A 19656-nucleotide genomic window follows, 5' to 3' on the forward strand; every position below is an offset into this window, starting at 1 on the left:
GTGGAGAACTGTTTAGTTCTCCACATGCATTTTACTGATCAACTACACTTCATCTGGATTTTGAATAACACCATCGAGGCTACCTGATGGTCGAGTCATTTCGCTTGTTCCGATGATCAGGTTCGGCGATGTAATGTCTGCAGAAGGTAAGGGTGCAATACTAGCTTGTTCACCATATTTAGCACGAAGCTCATCAATCTTTCCAAAGTCCAGAGCTCTTTGGGTGCAACCTACAACACATAAAGGCTGCTTTCCTTCTTGAACACGTTCAAAACAACCATCACATTTGATCATGACTTTTCTGACAGGATCCAGTTGTGGTGCATCATAAGGGCAAGCACTGGCACAGCTACCACAACCGATACATAAATCAGTAGCTACATGAACGAAGCCATCTTCACGACGTTTATGCATTGCGCCTGTTGGACAAGCTTTTACACAGACTGGCTCATCACAGTGATTGCAGCCGATAGACATATAGTATGTGAATACACTACATTCAACCGTACCGTTAGAGTTTTCAGAAAAAGCGCCACCGCCATATTCGTATACACGACGAGGCTTGACTCCAATTTCAGCATCAAATTTATCTTTACATGCTATGTGGCAAGCTTTACATCCATTACATTTACGGGTATCAAAGTAGAAGCCGTATTGGGTTAATTCAGACATTGATTAGCTCCTATGCTTTAAAAATTCTTACACGGTTTGTATGCTGTGGGTTACCTTTAGCTATTGGACTTGGTCGATATGCGGTTAAGGTATTTACGCATCCACCGATATCAACTCCTGCTTCGGGATCGAACCATGCACCTTGAGGGATAGATGCAACGCCAGGCATAATTCGGTTACTTAATCTCACCTGAATTTTGACTTGTCTTGCGAGGTTGCCATCCCGAGCTGGCGATTCAACGATGACCCAGTCACCGTCTGCATAGCCATTTGCATCTTGTGGGTTTACCCAAACTGCATCATGTACAGCTTCTCGCAGCCATTGCACGCTATGGAATGAAGAATGAGTTCGACCTTTAGTGTGATGACCAATTAACTGAAAAGGGTAGTCATCGCGAGTGTTTGGATCTTCAAAGCCTTCCCAAGTAACAATATAAGTTGGGATTGGAGTAATAAAATGACCATTAGGAACAACTGTTGGATCTAAAACATAATCTGGCTTTTCCCAGTTTTTGTTCATGAAATCGACTTTATTAGAAAACAGTTCTATTTTACCAGATGGGGTATTTACTTCGGCTTCAGCTGTATTTACATAGCTATATAATGCACAATCTCTTTCGCTAGATTCACTGAATGATTTGACAATACCCTGAGACTGAAAGTCTTTGTAAGTGGATGGAAATTGCGAACTCATCGGAGCAACTTTTTGCTGATAATAAGCTTCGAGTGTTTCATCTAAATCTGCTCTGCCTTGACGATATAGTTCACCGACACCCATAGCATCAGCAATATCCGAACAAATATCATAAGCACAACGACTATCAAATAAAGGATCAACAGCTTTAGTTACTGGTGTAACTAGATTCATAGCACCTGCACCATATGACTGGTTGGCGATATCATCTGTTTCTAACCATGTTGTTTCAGGCAATAAGTAATCGGCAAATTTCGCTGAAGGAGTCATATGGTTTTCACTGACAACGATTAATTCACATAGAGTGTCGTCTTCAAGTAATTCAGCGGTACCAAAACAATCAGAATGTTGGTTGATTAATGTATTACTTGCAACGTTGATAATCGCTTTAATATTTGCATCAAGCTTACCATCCACAGGGTTGGCATCATCATAGTCAGGTAGTATTACTCCATCTTTAAAAGCTGTCATCTCTTTGCCATTCCTGATTGCGTCAGGCCATGAGAATACAGATATTTTTGCCGTTTCTGCACTGCTTGTGCCTGTTAGACTTGCTAATCCAAATGTATACATTGAGATAGCTGAATTGGGTAAGCCTCCAGTAGAAGTGCCTCTTTTCCCAATGGCACCAACTAGCATACAAAGAGCTGCAATTGACCAGACATTATTCTCGCCATTAGCTTGGCGCTGAATTCCCCATCCACTTCCGATATAAGGAGCTTCTGCTGCGGCAAGTTCTTCTGCTATTTTCCTGATTTTTTCTGCAGGTACTCCACAAATTACCTCTGCCCACTCTGGCGTTTTAGCTTGCGAGTCAAGCTCACCGGTACCTAAAATGTAGGCCTCATAACTGCGCTCATAAGGTAAAGCTTCCAATCCTTTTTCTGGTAACGCAGGTTCATCGCGGAATCCATATACTTTGGTAGATAAGAAGGTTTCATCTATTAAACCCATAGTAATTAGGTGATATGCGATACCTGCACATAAAGCTGCATCAGTTCCTGGGCGGCATGCATGATACTCAGTATCTTTACCCGCAAGAGTGTCACTGTAACGGCAGTCAACAATTACCGTTTTAAGGTTATTTTTTTCTTTATAATAGGCATATTCAAAGCCCTCTCCAGACCCTGATTGACGCATTTCTAAAGGGTTGTAACCAAAAAAGAGGCAATAATCACTGTACTGAATTTCACTGATAGTTGAATTGGCTGAAGAGCCGTAAATAAGTGGAAATAGCTTCGCTATTTGTGCCGCACTATAGCTTCCGTAATAGCCTAAGTAACCGCCCATGAGATTAAGCATATGCTTCCATGAGTTACCACCATTGATATCGTAGTAAGCACCTGTTCCGTACATTGAATATACTGAGCGAGCACCATAAGAGTCATAAATACCTTTTAACTTTGCGCCAATCTCAGACGTCGCTTGCTCCCAGCTAATGCGCTCAAAGTTTCCTTCACCGCGCTTACCTACACGTTTCATCGGGTATTGAATGCGGTCAGGGTTATAAACACGTTTACGATTAGAGCGACCTCGCGCACAAGCACGAATCTGGTGATTTCCAAATTCGTCATCACCTTCGTCATCTGTTTCAATACGGACAATTTTGCCATCGACTGAAAATACTTTTAATGGGCAATTTGAACCACAGTTACAAAGACAAGCAGACCAAGTCATTTGCTCATCAACTGGGGTTTCTGGTGGGACTTCCACTGCATCTTTTGAACTAGTGTTACAGCCTGTGACTGTAGCTGCGCAACCCAATGCAGCACTCGCTTTTAAAAAACTTCTGCGTTCCATTACTATTTCCTCTTACTAAAATTTATTCAGCACGTTTGTAAAACGACTACATCACATAGCTGAAATTCAGCATGATTTGATGGGCGTTATAATTGTGATTAAGCTCGCCCAGGGTAACCATGCCTGGCACTTCATCAGGGGTCATTTGAGCGTCATCGGTGTCGTAATAGCGTTCGTAGCGGTAAGTCAGCTTCAATGCCATGTCATCACTCAAGGCATAGTTAGCGTAAAGACTCGCGCTATGGTTATAGGAGTAGTAGTCGCCGTATGGGCTGGTACCCTCAGCAGTCATATAAGTGTCACTGCTTGAATTACTGAATAGGTAGTCGGCGCCAAGGGTGAGCTTGTCTTCCATTAGGCCGCCGTAGCTTACGCCTGCACCTAAGTTGATAAACTCATCTTCGATATCCGCGTACCAATCAGGGTCGCTGTAGCTTTGGCTGCCAGCTTGAGCTGAGTTAATCCACTGCTGACCTGCAAAACCGTAAGCCGAGAACTGCTTGGTGAGTTGCATATTAAGGTTAATGTCGTAGCTGTAATCTTCTGACTCAGTTAAGCCAATGACGGTATCGTCGTAATCGTCTTTAGCGTAACGACCTGTAAAGTCGATGCTTAACCAATCAAGCGGGGTGTGACTGACGCGCAGTTCAACTTCATTGCGCTCTCTATCTGCTAAGTAGTACTTGCGCATAAGCGAGTTGTCTTCACTTGAAGTCAGCTCTGTRGCTTGATACTCAGAGCCACCGCGATTGCTGTGAGCGGCTTTCATATCAATGGTGAAGTTGTCGATAGCGCGAATAGACAGTTTTGCCCATAAGCTATCTTCGTTGGTTTCTTCACGGTCGCTGTAGGTGCGTTCGATGTCTTTGCGGTCATAACCTGCTTGTAAGCGGTAACCACTAGCAATACGGTAGCTGGCATTSAGTTTAAAGGTTGAGCGCTCAACGTCTGTGGCAACATTTTCTTTGAAGGTGCCGCTGACACTATCGAAGTTGTATTGCTGGAATTCATACACAGAGCTGTTGTTTTCGCGGTTGCTGTAATCAAGACTACCGCCAACACGTAAACGGTTGCTGAGCATTGAAGTGATGCGGATATTGGCATCTGTGGTGTCGACTTCGCCATCCCAGTTCTGGATTGGGTTGCCAGCCACTTGAATTAAATCATCATCCTGTATCATACGACCGACAATGAAACGACCTGACATGATGGTGCGGTCTAAGCGGTACTGACCCGATAACGACACTTGGTGTGCTTCATTATCCGGTGTGGCTGAGTAAACATCGTAATAAGTTGGCAGGCTCAAGTTTTCAGTATTGTTTTTATACTGACTACCAAAGTAGCTCAGTTCAGTTAACCAATTTTCACCGGTTAATGCCGCGCCAGCGGTAAATGAGTCTGTGGTTGAGTCAACGCGTTGACCAAAGTTAACAGGGCTTGGGCTGACTAAGCTGCTGCTCTTRTAACCGGTTTTATCTTCGCGGTCGAAACGCACATAGCCTTGATAAAAGTCTTGGTTGAAATCAGCACCWATACCCACTTTCTCACGTTGCTGAGATAGCTCGAACACATAAGGCTCGCCCGATACCATCATGCCGTCATCGTAGTAAAGGCTACTTTGTGCATCACCTGATTGATAAGTGGTAATCAGTGAGTAATCAGCATCGACATTAAACAAGCCTTTTTGACCGACACTRATGTTAGCTGTGCTGTTTTCAAAGCCTAATTGATGAGCTTGAATACTKGCTTGGTAACCATGCTCGTCTTGGTATTCAATATCGCCACTGACCGCAGAGACAAAACCGTCTTGGTCAGTCCCAAAAGCATTGGCTGCGTGAACATCGTCGCTGTCGATGTAACCTGCAGAGATATCAATGTTGCCRCTRTAGCCAGTGCTATTTCCACAGCGCTTACACTCATACTTTTCTTGATTGAGGTTTTCAGTATTRGCATTACCGACGGCAAAGTTAGCCGCCATGGCTGGMSCTGATGCAACTAATAAAGAAGCAGTAATTAAGTTCAGTTTAAAGTTCATGTTATGGCTCCTAATTAGCGCTGCAGCAAGCTGCCGGCTGGGTGGTTAGAACCATGGATTTGGCTATGACAGTTCAAGCAGCTTTTTCCACCGCCAAAGGCATCCATTCCAGGTTGTAAAACAACGCGACTTGCGTGGCCGTCATCAGCGTGACATTGCTGACATAACTGAGGTGCACGATTATTTAGCATGCCTTCATTAACGCTACCGTGTGGGTTATGACAAGTGACACAGTTTTCAGTGACAGGTGCATGCTCCCATAACATTGGGCCGCGTTTTTCAGCGTGACAGCTATAACAAGTGTCATTAACCGTTGGTTTATTTAGGGCGCTTTCAGACATTGAACCGTGTGGAGAGTGACAGTCGATACAGGTCATCTGGTCCCACTTCATTGGGTGAGCAGAGCGCTTGTTCATGTCAGCTTTTTCGCGGGTRTGACAGCTARTACAGGTGTCATTGACGGTGAGCTTRTCTAATGCGGGATCTTTAGCKGCRTGTACCACGTGACAATCAGCACAAGCAATCTCTTCCAGATTATGGGTGCTGCTGTGCCATGCCATTTGCTCTGGGTCGTTATGGCAACCTTGGCAAACGGTGTTTTGGGTAGGGGCATCCAATTTGCTGTTTTTGCCAAATTGAATCATTGGCTCTTTGCCACCACGGTTGTGGTTGCCTTGAGGGCCATGACATGCTTCACATTGAAGGCCGGCCATTGGCGAATCTTTGCTGGTTAAGTCGCCATGAGCACCTTTGAAAATGTCAGCGACACCTTCAGTGCGTTGGTGACACATTAAGCAGCTGTCTGCTCCTTTAGGGGAATACTTACCTTCAGCGAACTTCTCAACCAGTTTTTGAGAAACTTCTTCACCTGTCATGTCATCCCATGGCGCAGCTGCGGCATTAAATGTACATAAGCAAAGGGCTACACTGATAGAAGCTATGACGTTTCGACACCAGTTCATCATGTCACCTGACCTTATTAAATCGAATTTATAAAAATGGAGTAATCAATAAGGGGTATTTTAAAGATTGGTGACTTTCAAATCTAAGAATTGCGATTATCATAAAACGACATTTGTGATCAGGATCTATATCAGGGGTAACAAAAAAAATTAAAATACTTGCCGCAATGACAACCGTTCAAATTAAAAGTTCAAAAATGATTAAATATAAGTGCCGACCTGCTATTCACACTAAAATAGTATGCGAATATTGTGAGAAAATTAATTTCTCTTTACCAAGTGAATATGCTCACTTTAAATATTTGCCAGATGAAGAATTAATTAGTTTTAATACCATTACTAACTTATTAAATTATATTGAAAAGAATACGACTAATCCGTATTTCTTTATTGATTTGGTCAAGTTTTTGATTCTTAGGTTGGAAGCATTCACGAAAATTGATCTATCTACTAATGTCAGCAATGCCAGTAAGCTACTTGCGTTTACTCAATTTTATAATCAGGTGTCAGATCTTAACTGGTGCAGCATTGAGACTGAAGACAGTGTAGGTTTAGTAGCAAAGCGCGCAAAACAATCGCTAGCATCTAAGTACGATGATTTGTTCATATATGTATCTATAATGCATGTTTTAAAATTTAAAAATGAAGATAAGTCCAATATAATTATGGAGTTACCATTTGAGAGTGGTTTTTATGGTAACAACATTGATTTGCTGGATAATGTAAAGTTTAACTGTGAAAACTTGTCTGTTTTCGTCAAGAAAGATGAACGAGACGGGGCAAACATGCTGCCTCAATATTTGAATAATATCTCTAATATTGAACGAATTAGCGCTGCTGCGAAAAGCATTTCACCTGCTGAATTAAGCCTTATTTCCTTGGCTAATAGATTAGGTATGTCGACCCGAACTTTGCAGCGAGAACTAAAAGTTGATGATTGTTGCGTAAAAGACATAATAAAAAATACTAAAGCAAATTCTATTGTTTCGGTTTTAAATAAAAACAATAGTAATATTAAAGTGACAGCTTATGAGTGTGGTTTTAAAAATTTATCCACCTTTAGTCGTCATTTTAAAAATACGATTGGTTGCTGCCCAACTGAATATGTTAATAGCCTAAAATCTAATTCTATTTAAATAGTATCATTGTATTATTAAATAAATGTATCAAATGTTACAGTTGAGAATGATTATTAATTAAAGACTTATTGATAAAGTTTTGTGACGCAATAAACATATTACTTAATAATTCATACCTATAAATAGGTATTTTATAAATATATATGCCGCATATGAGACATACCATTCAAATAATCTGACACGCTTTTAAGTCAAAATTACTGTGATTTTACAAGTAAAATAAGACGAAAAAGCACAAACTCAATAAACGTTTTTGGCTGATTATGCTATCTTTGGGCGATATTTGTTATTCAACGCCGAATAAGACCCTTATGCTTAGTATTGCTCAAATTATCGCTCAAGAACTCAATGTTCGTGAGCAACAAGTCTCAGCGACTATCGCGTTACTTGATGATGGATCTACCGTTCCTTTTGTTGCTCGTTACCGTAAAGAGGCAACTGGGGGCTTAGATGATGCTCAATTACGTACTCTAGACAGTCGTTTAGGGTATTTGCGGGAATTAGCTGAAAGAAGGCAGGTGATTCTTTCTAGTATCGATACCCAAGGTAAGCTTACCCCAGAGCTAAAGCAGGCAATTAATACTGCTGATAGCAAAACCCGTCTTGAAGATCTTTATCTACCTTATAAGCCTAAGCGTCGTACCAAAGGCCAAATTGCGATTGAGGCAGGCTTATTGCCGTTGGCTGAATATTTGTTAGCTAACCGTCAAAGTGAATTGGACGCTAAAGCGAGTGAGTTCATTAATGCAGAAGCTGGCTTTGCAGATATTAAGGCTGTGCTTGATGGTGCTCGTTTTATCTTGATGGAACGCTTTGCTGAAGACGCAGATCTACTGCAAAAGGTACGTAAACATCTGCGTCAGCAAGCAGTGCTTGAAAGTCGTATGGTAAAAGGTAAAGAGAAAGAAGGCGCTAAGTTCCGCGACTACTTTGAGCATACTGAAGCGATCACTAAAGTTCCGTCACATCGTGCATTAGCTATGCTTAGAGGACGTAATGAAGGCGTATTGAGCCTTTCAATGAATGCTGATCCTAAGGCGGAAGAGGCTCAGAGTAGCTATTGTGTGGTGATTATTGCTGAGCACTTTAATTTAAAGCTGAGCGATTCAGAAGTCGATCAATGGTTAAAAACAGTAGTCACAGCCACTTGGCGGGTGAAAATTGCGTTGCAGATGGAAACCGAGTTCATTAGCCAAATGCGTGAACGTGCCGAGGCGGAAGCGATTAATGTATTTGCTCGTAATTTAGGTGACTTGCTGATGGCAGCACCTGCAGGCGCTAAAGCAACTATGGGGCTGGATCCCGGTCTTCGTACCGGAGTGAAAGTGGCCATTGTGGATAACACGGGTAAGTTTGTCACTCACACCACCATCTTCCCTCATGCGCCTCAAAATGTATGGGATAAGTCGATTCGTACTTTGGCTAACCTAGTTAAAATGCATAAGGTTGAGCTAATTGCCATTGGTAATGGCACAGCTTCTCGCGAAACCGATAAGTTAGCCGCCGAAGTTATCAGCTTTATGAAAGAAACCCACCCTAAATTGACCAAGATTATGGTCAGTGAAGCGGGTGCTTCTGTGTATTCAGCTTCTGAACTTGCTTCTGATGAATTTCCAAATCTTGATGTATCGATCCGTGGCGCGGTATCGATTGCGCGTCGGTTACAAGATCCGTTAGCAGAGCTGGTGAAGATTGAACCTAAATCAATCGGAGTCGGTCAGTATCAGCATGATGTTAGCCAAAGCCAGTTATCAAGCTCACTTGAAGCTGTGGTAGAAGACTGTGTAAATGGTGTTGGGGTTGATTTAAATATGGCGTCAGCGCCATTGCTGGCTCAAGTCGCTGGTCTCAACAAAACCTTAGCTAAAAATGTCGTTAATTATCGCGATGAAAATGGCAAGTTTGAATCACGTAAACAGCTATTAAAAGTGGCACGTCTAGGGCCTAAAGCGTATGAGCAAGCGGCTGGTTTCTTACGTATTCATCAAGCTAAAAACCCATTAGATGGCTCTTCTGTTCACCCTGAAGCTTATAAATTAGTGGAATCGATTGCTAAGGCAAAACAGCAAACTATTGAGCAGTTGATGGGTAATTCTGAATTGTTATCAGAGCTTAATGCCGCTGAATTTGTCACTGAAGACTTTGGTTTACCCACCATTACCGATATCTTGGCAGAACTTGATAAGCCTGGGCGAGATCCTCGTGGTGAGTTTAAAACAGCTAGCTTTAAAGAAGGCGTTGAAGAGTTAAAAGATCTTAAACTCGAAATGATCCTTGAAGGTGTAGTGACCAACGTGACTAACTTTGGTGCATTCGTTGATGTTGGTGTTCATCAAGATGGTTTAGTGCATATTTCATCGTTAACTGACAAATTTGTCAGCGACCCTCACACGATAGTTAAAGCAGGTGATGTGGTTAAAGTGAAAGTGATGGAAGTCGATACTGAGCGTCGCCGCATTGCATTAAGTATGCGCTTGGATGAGCCAGTACAAGCTAAAGCATCATCGAATAAGCCACAGACTTCAGGTAAAGGAAGTGCTGGTAAAGGCAAACAAGCATCTTCTAAAGGTCAGTCGGCTAAAGGTGGCCAAGGTAAGCAAAACAAAGCCCCTGCCAATGCGGCAATGGGTGATGCATTTGCTAATGCCTTTGCCAAACTGAAAAAATAACCGCTTAAGAACTGACGATTAGTCATTAGTTTACAAAAACCTCAGATAACCCTGTTATCTGAGGTTTTTAGTTTTTGAGCTTAGCAAGCTTTTGAACTTAGAACTTAGAACTTAGATAAGTTATTGGCCGTTTTGGATAGTTATTGGCAGTTAATGCAACAATAAAGTTCAGGGAGTTAGTCAGTATAAATTTGGCAAACTTCATCAAAGTTCATTGTTGGCGAAAGCATCAAGCCTTGCTGCCTCATCCGGATTAACTCATCTTTTTCCATCAATGGGTTATCGATTTCGAAAATCACTCTATTATTCAACTGTGCTTTATGAATAAGTTGGCAATACTGCTGATAAAAAACCTGATCAAATTGACCGTTAGCAATAATGCGTTTCATCCCTGTTTCTATGCGTTTAGCGAGTTCAGGCTGGTTAGGGGAAACATAGAAAATGGTGATCAGTGGTATATGCAATAGCACTTTATCATCTAACACTAGATTGGGAAAAGTTTGCGTGTGACTGTCTAATTCATCATAGGCTTCATTGATCCCACGACCAAAACTGGTAAATCGTCCCCGTTCAAGCATATGAAATAACCCGTCATAACTTGAACCCACAATCACATCAAATCCGGCGAGTTCCAGTGCTTTTCTCGTCGACCAAAATATTCCAGATCCTGTCGGGTAATTTTTGAGTTGAGCTAAAGTTTCAATGTTTTGAAATTCTTCATAGTGTTGCTGCTTAATGATGAAAACTCTAAAGCCCTGAATACCTTTTCGAATAGGCAGTTTGATAGGGATTAATGACTCATTCCAACCAACTTTCGGGGCTTCAGCCATCACGTTAATGATTTTTCCTGAAATGAGTTCATTCAATACTCGATCTCGTGTCATAAAAACATCAGAGTGAGTAATTTCCCAGTCGCCAAAATCTTCTTTGGTTTGCTCCATAACGAGCTTCATTAATTCAAAGCTATATTGATATCGAGAGTCAGTCTCTGAGGCGGGGTGGTTAAGAATAACGACATCTTTGGCAAGTGCAGGTTTTACAATGAAAATACTACCCAATAGACAGCTAATAAAAGCGGCAAAAATATACTTTGATAGTGTCATTTTCGCCCCCCATTTGTGCCAAAATTGATTTACTCAATATAATCACACAATTGGTATTGCTCAGCAATGAGTCAAAATGAAATAAAGGGCGGTTTTACACAACACATTATTAAGGTTTACATTTAAATAAGCCTCTGGCGTAAGCGGTGAAAAGTGTCTTCTAATACGCCATTTTGCTGAACAGCAGTTATATCATTTTCAAGCTGCTTGAGTCGATTGAGCTCTTGTTGCACAGTATCAAATAGCAATTGGTTATTAAGATCTGTCAGCCGTTGATAATAGCCTAAGCGTCGGCCAAGAATGAAATTGTGTTGCTTGGCTAAATTTAATTGAAGAAATTGCGCTATTCGGTCAAGAAAGTCAGTTTTATCTTCAGGTAATTTTCCATTTAGCTCCATCAGTAAGTTAATGGAGTGATAGTTACCGTATCGGCTATTAATGCCATCTAACAAGCGCAGTAATTGTTGTTGCTCTTGAATCATTTCAACTTCAGATAATACGCTAAACTTGCCGCTATCGACTAAGCTGGCTTGTTCAGTGCCAGGCTTAACCGCTAACGACAATAAACGTATTTCTTCAGGATTAATTTGATTGAGTAACTTAGCAGTTTCAGTTACGTGTTGTACTGATAGCTCTTTGCCACCTAAACCTAAAATCACAAATACCATCATCTTCATTCCTGCCGCTTTTGCATGCAAAGACGATTTTAAAATTGAGTTAGGCGTAATGCCTTTTTTGGCCTTACGTAATACCTCAACAGAGCCAGACTCCATGCCGCAATAGAGCATATTTAATCCAGCGTCACAGATAGCTTTCATTTCTGCAGCTGATTTTTTTACCATGGTTTGGGCTCGACCGTAGGAGCTGATTTGAGTCAGTTCAGGAAACGCTTCAGTTAATGTGTTTAATACATCAATTAAATCGGCAGTTGGCATTGCAAAGGAATCACCATCTTGCAAGAAACAAGTGGTAAAGGTTTTACCTTGATAATGTTTTTTGGCAGCCCAAATATCGCGTTTGATGTCTTCAACGGGTCTGATTGTAAAATCCATACCTTTGTATAAAGTGCAAAAAGTACAGTTATTCCAGGGGCAGCCTTGAGTGGTTCGAATGAGTAAGCTATTAGCTTCTGATGGGGGTCTAATAGGACCTTGTTGAAAATCAAGTATATCCATGGGATATGGCTCCAATCGGTTGGGGGGTCATGACATCCGCAAATCAACTCCCTGTGCGCTGGATGTGTCTAAAAAAAGCGCTAAACCAAAAGTGGCCTAGCGCACAATAAATGCTCAATGAACAAGTGGGGATGATGAATTAAGATTTAAGCGATTTGGGTCATTTCGTTTAAAATGAATTGCTCAACAGCGCCTTCAGTCGCACTCATGTATTGCGCTAAATGTGTGTTACCCATATGTGTTTGCCATAACTCACGAGTTTCCCAGTTTTCATAAAACATGAAATGAGCTGGATTTTCATTGTCCTGATGTAAGTCATAATTAATGCAACCTGCTTCAGCACGAGTGATTTCAATCAGCTTTAATAGCTCTGTTTTAACAAGTTCAACTTTGTCAGCTTTGGCAATAATGTTGGCAACGATAGTTAATTTAGTCATGTTGAGATGTCCTATAGCTTGTGAGTTTGAAACAGAAACAACTTAATCATCTGTGCATGTTTCCGTTTGATGAAATTATAGTAGGCTTATTTGTAAAACGATTAAACAGGGTAATATTTGAAATATTATCAAATAAAAATTGATAATAGACGATGGTTGTCAATCAATAACAAAGGTTAAGGGCTAGTAAGTAGCAATAGAGGGATAGAGCAATAGAACTGTTAGTTAAATATTGAGGCAGGCTTTTGACTGGTGTAGCTCCAAGCTGAATGGCCTAGAGCAAAGCTGGCAGGTACGTTTATACGAGTGCAAATAGTTGGTTTTGATCTGAAGGAGTTGTTTGTTGCTGATAAAATTGACCAACACGTTCACCAAGCTGTTGGTAAAAAACCTCAGACTGCTCTTCGCTGGCATCATTTAATAATAAGCTTTGAATCGCACGGGAATTATCTTTGTTGGTACTTTTATCTGCTTCAACATTGGTTGACTGAGCATTTTTCTGTTGAATATCACGGCGCTGGATAGTTGGGTTACTATTAGCTGCGACACGCAACAATTGCGGAAAAATGCCTTTTGGACCTAAAGCTTGTTGCTGGGTTTGTTGTTGCTCTGCAGACTGTTTTTGTTGCTGCTTTTGCTCAAGCAATTCATGACGAGTTAATCGTTCATTTTGTTGGTTATAAGCTCGCTCTTGATGAGCTTTAGATAATTCTTGAGGCGGTAAAATTGGTTTAGCTTGCTGGTTATCCGCGCGCGCAAGATCGGTTGCAACATTACTTGTCGCAATCGGTACTTGGGGATAATTGGTGACAACCAGCATAAAACTCACTTAAGAATTAACGAATAACGTTTAAATTATAGTCAATTTGCAAGTGGTTTTATAGCTTTAGTCTGTATGTTTTTTGATCCATGGTAGTAATTCGGTCAAAAAACATTCTGGGTGTGAAATGAACGGTGCGTGGGATGCTTTATTGTGAATAACGTCTTTAATACTTGTTGCCTGAGGTAAAATAGTTATGATCTTTTTTGGCACTAAACTGTCACATTTGCCCCAAATTCTTAACCATGGCTGTTGAATATTATTTAGCTGATTGCGTAAATCTACGCTCCGTAACATACCTAATCCTTGGTCTAGTACTGTCTGACTAGGTAATGGTTTGGCTAAAACCAACTTCTTAATGGCCACAATATCCTCTTTTGCTGAATCACTGCCCATGGCTTGTATCGCTAAAAAGCGCTCAACGGTTTTAGCAAGGTTGACTTGTAATTGCTCGGAAAACTGCGCCAAGACTTTTGGGGCAATTCCTGGCCAACCCGCTTGTTCTGGAGTTGTTTGTGCTTCTTGCGCCATAAAGCAGGGCGATGAGGCCACAGTGATTAATGCTTTGACAGATTGTGGATGATTAATGGCAATTTGGCTTGCGACCAAACCGCCTAGTGACCAGCCAAGCCAAATGGCTTGTTTGGGTAACTGCTCTGACAATTGTGCTGCCCAAGCTGTTATATCACCGCTATTTTCAACGCTATCACCAAATCCGGGCAGATCTACATAATGCACTCTATACTCACTGAACGCCGTTTGTAATGGACTAAAAACGGCAGAATTCACACCCCAACCATGGAGCAAAATGAGGTCTTGGCCTTCACCAATAGTGTGAACGTGTAGCTTAGGTAATTGAGGCTGCACTAGATTTCCTTAAGGTTGGTCTTCAGCTAATTGCCATACAGGATAAGGATATTATATGGATTGGCAACTCCGACAAGCCTGTTATAAAGGCTTACGTACTATTAAATATGCCATTTTGCGCAACCTGCCCAACCGTTGTTTGTTGTGTCGTCAGGATATTCATCAATATGGCCAGCAGAGGCCGCAAACGGGGATCTGTCAAAGCTGCCTTATTGCAGGCTTGTATCAAGATGAAGCCTGCCTAGGTTGTGGCAAAACAATGTCAGTACTACAGCGTTATTGTGGTCACTGCCAGCGAAGCGAGCCTATATGGGTCATCGCGCCTTGCAGCTATCATCAAGGTCTTGGCGAGTTAATCTCTGGGATAAAGTATCAACAACAATGCGCGCCATTACATGCGCTTGTTCAGGTACTCGCCATTCGAGTGATGGATTTAGTGGCGAGAGATCTTATCCAATTGCCCCAAGTGATTATTCCAGTGCCTCTGCATGCTAATCGTTTAAAATCGCGTGGATTTAACCAAGCTTGGTTAATCGCAAATGCTTTAAGTCAGCAATTGGGGATTAAGATGGACGACGGTTTATTAATTCGGCATGTGGATACCCAAGCTCAGGCTGGTCTCGATGGCAAAGCAAGGCGGATTAACTGCGCCAATGCATTCAGTTTAACCCAAGATATCCCATATCAAAGAGTGGCATTGATTGATGATGTGGTGACAACAGGCACCACTATTAATGAAATCAGCAAGTTGTTTGCAGCCGAATACGTACACGTACAAGCTTGGTGCTTAGCAAGAGCTGAAGCACCTGGGTTACTTTAACGCGATAACTTGTATCTATTGAATAATATCAGTATGTTCTAAGGCGATGAAATTGAAAGGAATAACTTTTTAAAGTAATAACAAGCGAGCTAAAGCTAGCTGTTGTTATGGTTATAAGGAGATTAAGGTTAGAAAATGGAAATTGAACAGAAAAAATTCTCAACAGTACACACATTCACATTTAATGATGAAGTGGTTAACTTTGCATTTAAAGACAAGTCTGGTTCTGCTGACATCGATGTTGAATACGGTACTTTCCCTAAAAAGTCATCGGTCAGTATTGAGCAAAATGAATGGGTAAGAAATGTAGGTGTGCTGTGGATTATAATTGGATGTTTGGGAGTGGTACGTGCTTACTATAGTGATTTACCTTTACTGAGTAATAGCTTTTGGTTAGTGCTAGGCATTGTTTGCATGATTTGGTTTTTCGCATCAAAAGTGACATTTTCTGTATTTAAGTCAGAACAGGGTAATGTCTTTATTATTCAAGATAAAAAGCATGACACCATTATCGAAGAAATATTTAAACGTAAAAAAGCTCAGCTATTAAGGTGGTATGGCGATATCAACTTGGATAATGAACTTGAAAATGAAATAAATAAATTCAGGTGGTTAGCTGACCAACAAGTGATAACAACAACCGAAGCGGAAGAAAAAATTGCTCAATTAGAGTTTGCCCACCAAGATCCAGAATTGAAACAACATCAATTGAATTAAGGGTTATTCGAATATAAAAAAGAGCGCAAATGCGCTCTTTTTTTAACTGTTCTTGGCGTGAGTTGCTCGAACCAAGTGCTTGAAAAGTCGTCGTAACATTGGCTAATAACAATGGTTAATAACAATGACTAGTAACAAATAAACCTAAACACTAAGGTTTATAATGCCGAAGGGATAAAATACAGCGCATTGGCGTAAACCTTTTCAGAGCCAAGCCAAATATTTCTGAATAACAAGTTGTCGGTAAGTGCGACAACTTTACCTTTACCTTTGGTTTCAACAATCATTGCAGGTGAGTTAGCAAATGAGCGTTGGTATTCTTTCGCCATAAAACCACTGACTAATAAGTCGTTTTCATACTCCGCCGCCACGATAAACGGCGTTGAGGTGAGGTTAAAGCTAATCTCACGGTTTTTCATTACCGGCAGTGGATTAGGCAAACCAAAAGTCACTGGGTGGGTGCTATCTAATTTTAGCGATACGATCGCGCCGCCTATTGATTGGCGAGCCTTAAGTTTGGATTGGTCCCCAAACTTCATTCCTGTCGTGCTAAAGAGCTTGGCTAATTCACGTTTGCTCTTGGGTTCAGAGTTCAAAATATTACGTTTATTGAGCCAAACTAAGGCACGCTTTTGCGCCACGATTGTGCCGCCCTCTGATACATACTTGCCGAGTTTTCTTGAGGTGCCATCGCTTATCAAGTGATATGGACCATCTGCCATAAAGATATGGCTATAAGCAGATAAATCTAGCGATACTAAACGCTCGGTGTTAACCATGGTCGTTGGGATACCTAAGGTTTTATCAAGGAAATACCAAAGTTGCCCTGTCTCAGATGCATTCGTATCAGCCCCGGTAATGATAAGCGGGGTGACTGGTTTTACTTTAATAAAATCATCACTGCCCAAGTCCATTCCTGTTGCCGTATGTGAACTGGCTGACGCGACAACTGTTACTTGGTGTTTTTGCGCGGCAGTAGCCACGATGTCAGCTAACTCTGTTGCAGTAAAATCTTGCTGCTTAAGCGGTATTTGTAAACTGCCTGCAATAAATGCGGTCGGCTGTTTATTTGACTGTGTTTTAGCTGACGATTTAGCTGACGTATGTGGATAAAGGCTAAAAGGTTTTAAGGCGTACTTTACTAATACACCTTGGTTTAACAGCTGTTGAAGCATAGGAGCAGCAGCGGCTTGCTGCCAATCAATCATTAACGCCACACTGTCTTGTGGGTAACTGGTTTGAGTAATGCTAAAAGTGGGCTTTTCAGACAAATATTTCTCGCTGGGTTTAGCTTTGTTCACCAAGCTAAGGCCTAATGCTGACTCAAAGTTCCAAGTGGATATGTCATAAAAAGTTTCATCTTTAAATTCGGTGCGCTTATCAAATAAAGCTTGCAGTAAATCATGTTGTGGCTGGCTATCAGGAATAAACAAGCTGTCTTGTGGGGTGAAGTTAATATCATCATCTTCAAAAGCTTGGGTTAGGTATTTAAAACTGATTTTGTGTTGCTCAAGAATACTGACCAACTCAGTAATGTGCGCTGAACCATTGTGGGCTTTAACTAATCTTCCTGACTGTTTACCGTCACGGAATCGCTTAACATTACTTGAGAAAAAGTTAGTTTGGTATGCCATTAGCTTTTTACGCAGTGCGTGAGCCCCTTTAAGGCTAGATAATGAAGTGGCAAATTGATTATCAATACTGTCAGCTAAGGTCACGACCCCATTTGGAGAGTCTTGAGCTTGGCCACGTGAACTGGCTTGTTCAAACAAAATACCGATAGCACCGTTAATATCTGGGTAGGTTGAACCTTTTCCGTAAAAAAAGTCATCAAACATCTGCCCGCTAAAATAGGGTTGTTTAACTTCATCTAGGGCTTTGCGATGAAAATCTGCTAACTCGTTAGATAACTCTTGATTGGCTGGCAAGGTTAAAGGATTGACGCGATCAGGTACTCCAGGCTGGAAGAAATATGACTGCTGATGCCACATTTCATGGAAATCTCCCACGTAATGCGGCTGCCATTTATGGAAAAAGGCCACTCGACCTTGTGATGCAGGATGGCGTAAGAACAACCAATCTCGATTTAAGTCGGCGAGGTAGTGATTAAAGCGCCCACCTGGCCAATCTTGATTATGCTCACGATGGTTATTGTCAGTGACAATGACTTGGCCTTTATTATTGTTAGCCCAGTTTGAAAAGCGATCAAATCCATCAGGGTTTTGAGTGGGTGTAAGCAATATCACCGTATTGTCTAATAACTCTTTTACCCAAGGCGCATTGGCTGCTGCAAGATAGTGACTTAACGCGATTGCAGCATGTGCACCACTGGCCTCATCACCGTGAATGGAGTACGCAAGCCATACCACTAAAGGATTTTTATTGCTGCGGTTGGTTTGCATGGTGCCATATTTAATATTGCTTCTATATTCAATTATATCAGCAAGGTTTTGTTGGTTTTTTTCTGAGGTAATGACCGCAGTAACTTGCTCACGACGTTCTTCGCTAAACCCTGCTGAATCCAGTGATACCCGCTCACTTTCACTGGCAAGTAACTGCAAATAGTGGTTAATTTGATCATGACGCAAATGCCATTCACCTAGCGGATAACCTAAGTACTGCGCAGGTTGGGTGAGGAGGGGATTAATATCTTCAGCTTGTAATCGCTGCTCAATATGGGTCTCAGTGGGAGAAGTTTCACTGGCTGATGCCATAAAAGGCAGGCAGGTAAAAAAAGTTACCAGTGTTCTAATTGACAAACGAGCGAGCAAGACATGTAAGCTAATCATAGGAGAAACAAGATCATAAAAAGAAAACCGTGCAATAACAATAAAGTGATTAGCCTTAAATCTCCATTAAAAACCGACCGAAAGAGACTATTTTTTGTCACAGTTGCTACATGCAGGACTATAAAGCCGAGGCAACTAAGAGTATCATGTCGCTAAACCTACTAAATTACTCAAGTACTACCTTATTTAAGTCAGTTCTTAATTAAGTTGGTTCTTACTCAAGTACTACCCAACGGAGCAGTTTTTATGATCAACATTACTGATACGGCTCAGGCTCATTTTGTAAAATTACTGGCCGATCAACCTGAAGGCACTCATATCCGTGTGTTTGTCATCAGTCCTGGTACCGCTCAAGCAGAGTGCGGTGTATCTTACTGTCCACCAGATGCTGTTGAAGCTGATGATACTGAATTACCATTTACTGGTTTCAGTGCCATGGTTGATGAAAAAAGTGCACCATTTTTAGAAGAAGCGAGCATTGATTTTGTGACTGACCAACTTGGCTCACAATTAACGCTTAAAGCACCTAACGCGAAAATGCGTAAAGTGGCTTCTGATGCACCGTTAAAAGAGCGTATTGAGTATGTGATTCAATCTGAAATTAACCCACAGCTAGCAAGCCATGGTGGTAACATCATGTTAGTTGAAATCACTGAAGAAGGTACTGCAGTACTTCAGTTCGGTGGTGGTTGTAATGGTTGTTCTCAAGTTGATATCACTTTGAAAGATGGTATCGAGAAGCAATTATTAGAGATGTTCCCAGGTGAGCTTTCTGGCGTTAAAGACGTGACAGATCACCAACATGGTTCTCACTCATACCAATAATCACTTCGGTGAAGTTTTATCGATGAGATAGACAATAATAACGCGGCTTAATCTGCCGCGTTTTTTTATGTGTCTAAAAACTCATATGTCCGAGTTATCCGCAGCATGAACACGTTTGATAAACCCCAATAA

The 19656-nt window shown here is 41.3% G+C and carries 15 protein-coding genes; 5 read left to right on the forward strand and 10 right to left on the reverse strand.

The window, feature by feature from the left end; all coding sequences use genetic code 11:
• Positions 1–42: 42 nt before the first annotated feature.
• The 4 genes from FNZ24_RS03390 to FNZ24_RS03405 are packed head-to-tail and all read right to left on the reverse strand — an operon-like array spanning position 43 to position 6166.
• Positions 43–672: a DMSO/selenate family reductase complex B subunit gene (locus FNZ24_RS03390; RefSeq protein ID WP_153913018.1), complete on the reverse strand. Its 630-nt coding sequence runs from the start codon at positions 670–672 to the stop codon at positions 43–45.
• A 10-nt stretch (positions 673–682) separates the two neighbouring features.
• Entirely contained in the window at positions 683–3166 is a 2484-nt protein-coding gene (locus FNZ24_RS03395; RefSeq protein ID WP_153913019.1) for a DMSO/selenate family reductase complex A subunit, read from the reverse strand.
• A 46-nt stretch (positions 3167–3212) separates the two neighbouring features.
• Positions 3213–5201: an MtrB/PioB family decaheme-associated outer membrane protein gene (locus FNZ24_RS03400; RefSeq protein ID WP_153913020.1), complete on the reverse strand. Its 1989-nt coding sequence runs from the start codon at positions 5199–5201 to the stop codon at positions 3213–3215.
• A gap of 14 nt (positions 5202–5215) precedes the next feature.
• Positions 5216–6166, reverse strand: a complete 951-nt coding sequence (locus FNZ24_RS03405) for a DmsE family decaheme c-type cytochrome (protein ID WP_416384810.1) — start codon at positions 6164–6166, stop codon at positions 5216–5218.
• Between the two features lie 194 nt (positions 6167–6360).
• Here FNZ24_RS03405 and FNZ24_RS03410 point away from each other — a divergent pair, with 194 nt between their 5' ends.
• Both FNZ24_RS03410 and FNZ24_RS03415 read left to right on the forward strand, forming a co-directional pair.
• A complete protein-coding gene (locus tag FNZ24_RS03410; RefSeq protein WP_194944984.1) occupies positions 6361–7299 on the forward strand; it encodes a helix-turn-helix transcriptional regulator in 939 nt (312 codons plus the stop codon).
• A 314-nt stretch (positions 7300–7613) separates the two neighbouring features.
• On the forward strand, positions 7614–9971 hold the full coding sequence (locus tag FNZ24_RS03415; protein ID WP_153913023.1) for a Tex family protein: 2358 nt from the start codon (positions 7614–7616) through the stop codon (positions 9969–9971).
• A gap of 176 nt (positions 9972–10147) precedes the next feature.
• Here FNZ24_RS03415 and FNZ24_RS03420 read toward each other — a convergent pair whose 3' ends face one another.
• The 5 genes from FNZ24_RS03420 to bioH form a co-directional block, all read right to left on the reverse strand.
• Positions 10148–11074, reverse strand: coding sequence for a hypothetical protein (locus FNZ24_RS03420; RefSeq protein WP_228768362.1), 927 nt, complete (start codon positions 11072–11074; stop codon positions 10148–10150).
• A 122-nt stretch (positions 11075–11196) separates the two neighbouring features.
• Positions 11197–12249, reverse strand: coding sequence for a radical SAM protein (locus FNZ24_RS03425; RefSeq protein WP_153913024.1), 1053 nt, complete (start codon positions 12247–12249; stop codon positions 11197–11199).
• Positions 12250–12395: 146 nt separating this feature from the next.
• Positions 12396–12686 carry a putative quinol monooxygenase gene (locus tag FNZ24_RS03430; RefSeq protein ID WP_153913025.1) on the reverse strand — a complete coding sequence of 97 codons (291 nt, stop codon included), beginning with the start codon at positions 12684–12686 and terminating at the stop codon, positions 12396–12398.
• A 298-nt stretch (positions 12687–12984) separates the two neighbouring features.
• Positions 12985–13506, reverse strand: coding sequence for a hypothetical protein (locus FNZ24_RS03435; protein ID WP_153913026.1), 522 nt, complete (start codon positions 13504–13506; stop codon positions 12985–12987).
• Positions 13507–13572: 66 nt separating this feature from the next.
• Positions 13573–14373 carry a pimeloyl-ACP methyl ester esterase BioH gene (gene bioH / locus FNZ24_RS03440; RefSeq protein ID WP_153913027.1) on the reverse strand — a complete coding sequence of 267 codons (801 nt, stop codon included), beginning with the start codon at positions 14371–14373 and terminating at the stop codon, positions 13573–13575.
• A 55-nt stretch (positions 14374–14428) separates the two neighbouring features.
• Between bioH and FNZ24_RS03445 the strand changes: the two genes are divergently transcribed.
• Both FNZ24_RS03445 and FNZ24_RS03450 read left to right on the forward strand, forming a co-directional pair.
• Positions 14429–15193: a ComF family protein gene (locus FNZ24_RS03445; protein ID WP_153913028.1), complete on the forward strand. Its 765-nt coding sequence runs from the start codon at positions 14429–14431 to the stop codon at positions 15191–15193.
• A 135-nt stretch (positions 15194–15328) separates the two neighbouring features.
• Positions 15329–15910, forward strand: coding sequence for a hypothetical protein (locus FNZ24_RS03450; RefSeq protein WP_153913029.1), 582 nt, complete (start codon positions 15329–15331; stop codon positions 15908–15910).
• A 158-nt stretch (positions 15911–16068) separates the two neighbouring features.
• Here the strand turns inward: FNZ24_RS03450 and FNZ24_RS03455 are convergent, their stop codons facing one another.
• Positions 16069–18624, reverse strand: a complete 2556-nt coding sequence (locus FNZ24_RS03455; protein WP_194944985.1) for a M14 family metallopeptidase — start codon at positions 18622–18624, stop codon at positions 16069–16071.
• 321 nt (positions 18625–18945) lie between these two features.
• Here FNZ24_RS03455 and nfuA point away from each other — a divergent pair, with 321 nt between their 5' ends.
• Complete coding sequence (gene nfuA / locus FNZ24_RS03460) at positions 18946–19524, forward strand: Fe-S biogenesis protein NfuA (RefSeq protein WP_153913031.1); 579 nt, start codon at positions 18946–18948, stop codon at positions 19522–19524.
• The last annotated feature ends 132 nt before the right edge of the window (positions 19525–19656 follow it).

The organism is Shewanella sp. TC10, assembly GCF_009663145.1.
In the GTDB taxonomy this organism is placed as follows: domain Bacteria; phylum Pseudomonadota; class Gammaproteobacteria; order Enterobacterales; family Shewanellaceae; genus Shewanella.